The organism is Micromonospora sp. NPDC023814 (assembly GCF_040639595.1).
Classification (GTDB): Bacteria; Actinomycetota; Actinomycetes; order Mycobacteriales; family Micromonosporaceae; genus Micromonospora.
Genome location: NZ_JBFAAF010000182.1, coordinates 1 through 3,567, shown reverse-complemented (window position 1 = coordinate 3,567; position 3,567 = coordinate 1). Strand labels below are relative to the sequence as shown.

The window sequence follows — 3,567 nt, the reverse complement described above, 5'->3', positions numbered from 1 at the left end:
CCGGGCAACCGCCCGGATCCCTCCGCGCCCCAACGCCCGGGCTTCGGCCCCCATCAGCAGCCGACGCTGCCGCTCATCAAGATGAGGAAAAATCGCCTCGAACTTCGCCGCCAGCATCTGCTCGGTCTCCGCCTTCACGGCCATACCACATGAAACACGCTCCGGACACGAAACCGCTACTTATTTATCGGCAGGCCCTAACTGAACGGCGTTGGGACTAGAGAGCGTCACGACACCGGCTGCTCGGCCGGGTCACTTGACGACATGGAACTCGGGGTGGGCGATCCACGCGGCCATCGCCGCCGCATCGAGGTAAACGGCGTCGCCGGCTCGTACGCAGCGCCCCGCGCTATCCAGGAGATCGAGCAGGTCCGCAGCGGGCGGGCCGGAGAACTCGACGAACACCCAGCCCGCACTCCGTTCCGCCACGCGCTGAGCCATCCGGGCCAGGGCCGGTCGTCCGGCGAGGTCGCTGACGAAGATGTGCAACAGGACCTCGCAGCGCATCGTCAGCCCGGCAGCCCGCTCGACGAGCTGTAGCTCCTCCGGATCGGTCTCCACGTCCGGGGCCTGGACGTCGTAGCCGTAGGGCAGGCCGTCGGCACAGTGCCAGTAGCTCGGGTCCCGCTGGTTCCGTTTCAGGCCCTCGGCCAGCAGCTCCTCGACCAGGATCGGCTCGACGCGCTCGGCCGGGTGCGGACTCAGGATCCCCAACGCCGTTCCGCCCATGACGGAAGTAGACAGCATCCGACCTCGCCCCCACCCACCGCCGGCCGGCTCGTGGCACCGCTCAGGCCCCCGGTGCCGAGACCTGGAGGTGCCGGTCCAGGCTCTCCACCAGCCCGTCGGCGGCGGCGGGTACGACCTCGTCGGCCCACGTCCGCAGCTCCCGCAGGAAACCGGCGAGGTCCGCCCGGACGCCGTCGACGAGTCGCAGCAGCTCGTCGACCCCGACGTCCACATGCGCACCGCGCTCCTCGTCCGCCCAGACCCGAATCGTGCCGTCCGCGCGGTGCTCCACACCCAGGGGGCGGGGTCGTGCCCCTGGTCCGGCGACGCCCCCGACGGAACCTCGTACCAGGCGCGCCAGTCATTGAGGTCACTGCAGCAGCCCGGGTCGATCCGCGCCCCCGTACCCAAGTCGGTGAGGCGCAGGCCGCCGGGCACCACGAGGGAGCCCGGCTCCGGCCCGGCCGCCGCCACCGGCAGCACGGCGGTCAGCGGATCGTCGTCCTCGGGCCACACCGTGCGGTCGTCGACGTGGTTGTACGCCGCGATCCGCGCCACGGCGGTGCCCACCTCGGCGGCGCTCAGCGCACCGGAGAGCGCCAGCCACGGCCCGACCTCGGCCACCGGCCAGAGCGTGAAGCCGTCGAGGGGATCCGCCTCCAGCACCGGCTGGAGGATCGGCACGTGCCGCGCGGCGGCTGGTCGCCCCGGCACGGTCTCGACGCCACGCCTCGCCCGGGCGCGGAACACCCTCACGGGATCGCCGCGCCGACGACGGCGGCCACGTCCGGCGGCAGCGGGTACGGGCGCTCCGGCGGCAGCAGCGCCTCGGCGGCCACGTCGTCGCCGGCGTCGAGCGCCGCGCGTACCGCGTGGGCTGTCGGGGTCACGTCGGTGAGGGCCACCAGCCACTCGTCCACGTACCGGCGCACCGCCTCGCCGGCGAGCCCGACCTGGAGCGACCGGTGCGGCAGCGGGGCCAGCCGCAGCGACCGCTCCGGGTCCCACTGCACCCGCACCGGGCTGGCGCGCAGCCGCCGCGACCAGGTCTTCCGGTCCGGGTAGCGGTCGAGGTCGAAGCTGCTCAGGCAGGAGTTGGCCAGGGCCCACTCGAAGCTCGACCGGGTGATCTTGATGGCCAGCACCCGCTCCTGCCCGGGCTTCGTGGCCCAGCCGCAGCGGTACATCATCACATTTGCGGCGTGGAAAACCGGCCGTTCAGGGCCAGGAAGAAACGCCGCTCCCTCCCCTCAACGGTCGTGTAACACAGTGGACTGATAGCTTGTGAAATGTGGGTGGGGTGGTGAAGCGGGCATATAAGTACCGCTTTTATCCCACCGGTGAGCAGGCCGAACAACTCCACCGCACCTTCGGGTGCGTGCGCCTGGTCTACAACAAAGCCCTCGAGATGCGGGCCCGCGCATACGCTACGGAACGCCGCTCGATCAGCTACGCCGCATCGTCGGCGGCCCTGACCGAATGGAAACGCACGGAGGAGTTGGCGTTCCTCAACGAGGTGTCCAGCGTTCCGCTGCAACAAGCGTTGCGGCATCTGCACGCCGCCTACGCGGCGTTCTTCGCCAAGCGCGCCGGATACCCCCGTTTCAAGTCCAAGAGGAAGTCCCGGGCCAGCGCCGAGTACACCCGGTCGGCGTTCCGCTGGCGGGACGGGAAACTGACTCTCGCGAAAATGGACGCCCCGCTGGACATCGTGTGGTCGCGTCCGCTGCCCGACGGCGCCGTACGGTCCACCGTCACCGTGTCCCGAGACGCGGCCGGCCGCTGGTTCGTGTCCCTGCTCGTCGAGGACCCGACCGTCCAACCGCTCCCACCGGTGGACACGGCGGTCGGCGTCGACGCGGGGCTGACCAGCCTGGTGACCCTGTCCACCGGGGAGAAGATCATCAACCCGCGTCACGAGCGGGCCGACCGGCGCAGGCTCGCCAAGGCCCAGCGGGACCTGGCCCGCAAGGAGAAAGGCTCCCGCAACCGGGCCAAAGCCCGCGTGAGGGTGGCCCGGATTCACGCTCGGATCGCCGACCGGCGACGGGACCACCTGCACAAACTGTCGACTCGACTCGTCCGCGAGAACCAAACGGTCGTGATCGAAGACCTGACTGTGCGCAACATGCTGCGCAACCACAGGCTGGCCCGCGCGATCTCCGACGCGGCCTGGTCGCAGTTGCGGACCATGTTGGAGTACAAGGCCGCCTGGTACGGGCGCACCCTGGTGGCGATAAACCGCTGGTTCCCGTCGTCCAAGCTGTGCTCGGACTGCGGACGGCCCACCGAATCCCTGCCGTTGAACGTCGGTCGTGGCAATGCCCGTGTGGTGTGACCCATGACCGGGACATCAACGCAGCGAGGAACCTTCTGGCCGCCGGGCTGACGGACAGGTAAAACGCCTGTGGAGCTGGTGTAAGACCTCAACGGAGTCTCTCCGGGCGGGCAGTCGGCGATGAAGCAGGAAACCCCACGGGCGACCAGGGGGAATCCCGGCCCTTCAGGGCCGGGAGGATGTCAACCAGCGGAACGACGGCTTGATCTTGATCTGATCCACGTCATCCGATCCCGCTTGAACGGCGGCACGAAGCGGCCGGCGGCCAGCGCCGCGCGGGCGATCTCCGGCGGGTACGCCTGGTACACGGTCACGGTGTCGGCGGTGAAGTCGGCGCGGATCTGGTGGGCGGGGACCGTCATGTCGCCGATCCTGATCGAGCGCCGGCCCCCGGGTCCACCGGATCCCTGTCTGCCAGGCTGAGATGAGGCAGCCTCCCCGGTGAAGCTAGGCTTGCTGGGAGACAGGAAGAGGATCATCGTGACACTGCCCAACACGCC

General features: G+C 69.8%; 4 protein-coding genes and 3 pseudogenes. 2 read left to right on the top strand and 5 right to left on the bottom strand.

Going from position 1 to position 3,567, the window contains the following annotated elements:
* The 4 genes and pseudogenes from AB0G14_RS35130 to AB0G14_RS35115 form a co-directional block, all read right to left on the bottom strand.
* A pseudogene (locus AB0G14_RS35130) lies at positions 1 to 144 on the bottom strand (ISAzo13 family transposase); the annotation flags it as partial.
* Between the two features lie 108 nt (positions 145 to 252).
* Positions 253 to 747: a hypothetical protein gene (locus AB0G14_RS35125; RefSeq protein ID WP_357705029.1), complete on the bottom strand. Its 495-nt coding sequence runs from the start codon at positions 745 to 747 to the stop codon at positions 253 to 255.
* A gap of 43 nt (positions 748 to 790) precedes the next feature.
* On the bottom strand, positions 791 to 1,021 hold the full coding sequence (locus AB0G14_RS35120; protein WP_357705027.1) for a hypothetical protein: 231 nt from the start codon (positions 1,019 to 1,021) through the stop codon (positions 791 to 793).
* A gap of 460 nt (positions 1,022 to 1,481) precedes the next feature.
* Positions 1,482 to 1,919, bottom strand: a pseudogene (locus AB0G14_RS35115) (DUF4291 family protein); the annotation flags it as partial.
* Between the two features lie 101 nt (positions 1,920 to 2,020).
* Between AB0G14_RS35115 and AB0G14_RS35110 the strand changes: the two are divergent.
* Both AB0G14_RS35110 and AB0G14_RS35105 read left to right on the top strand, forming a co-directional pair.
* Positions 2,021 to 3,067, top strand: coding sequence for an RNA-guided endonuclease TnpB family protein (locus tag AB0G14_RS35110; RefSeq protein WP_357705025.1), 1,047 nt, complete (start codon positions 2,021 to 2,023; stop codon positions 3,065 to 3,067).
* Positions 3,064 to 3,129 (top strand): hypothetical protein, encoded by a 66-nt coding sequence (locus AB0G14_RS35105; RefSeq protein WP_357705031.1) that lies wholly within the window; start codon positions 3,064 to 3,066, stop codon positions 3,127 to 3,129. Before AB0G14_RS35110 ends, AB0G14_RS35105 begins: the two co-directional genes overlap by 4 nt.
* 121 nt (positions 3,130 to 3,250) lie before the next feature.
* Here AB0G14_RS35105 and AB0G14_RS35100 read toward each other — a convergent pair.
* Positions 3,251 to 3,429: pseudogene (locus AB0G14_RS35100) on the bottom strand (DUF4291 family protein); the annotation flags it as partial.
* Between the last annotated feature and the right edge of the window lie 138 nt (positions 3,430 to 3,567).

Excerpts from the sequence above, each read along its gene's own strand:
- AB0G14_RS35125 (WP_357705029.1), bottom strand. The coding sequence starts at position 747 with ATGCTGTCTACTTCCGTCATGGGCGGAACGGCGTTGGGGATCCTGAGT.